The sequence below is a fragment of the Bradyrhizobium uaiense genome, assembly GCF_010811875.1.
Lineage (GTDB): Bacteria > Pseudomonadota > Alphaproteobacteria > Rhizobiales > Xanthobacteraceae > Bradyrhizobium > Bradyrhizobium uaiense.
Map to the genome: position 1 here is coordinate 1 of NZ_VKHP01000595.1, position 417 is coordinate 417.

1 pseudogene is annotated in these 417 nt (G+C 69.5%); it reads left to right on the forward strand.

Going from position 1 to position 417, the window contains the following annotated elements:
- A pseudogene (locus tag FNJ47_RS46660) lies at positions 1 to 303 on the forward strand (caspase family protein); the annotation flags it as partial.
- Positions 304 to 417 lie beyond the last annotated feature (114 nt).

Here is a 417-nt window from a genome sequence, read left to right on the forward strand (position 1 = left end):
CGCACCCCGTCGGCGCACCGCGTCCGCTCCTGTGCGGCTGGCCGCGCTCCGCTGAGCGCACCGAATGGAACACTGGTGATGTATTCGGCCGCGCTGTCGTCCGTGGTCTCGGACAATGGCAGCGACCGCAGCCTGTTCGTGCGGGAACTCCTCAAGGAGATCCGCACCCCCGATCTGATGGCCGAGGAGACGCTGAACCGTACCCGCGTCGGCGTCACCCGGGCCTCGCGGCAGGAACAGGTGCCGTGGATTTCCTCGTCACTGGCCGAGGATTTCTCGTTCATTCCGAGCGGAGCAGGCGGATGGGTGGGCGGTGGGGTCACCGGGGGCGTCGGAGCCGGCGGCGGAGTTGGCGGGGGGGGGGCTGGCGTTGTCACGGGCTGGGGCGGGCCCGTGTTCACATTTTGACTGTGGCGG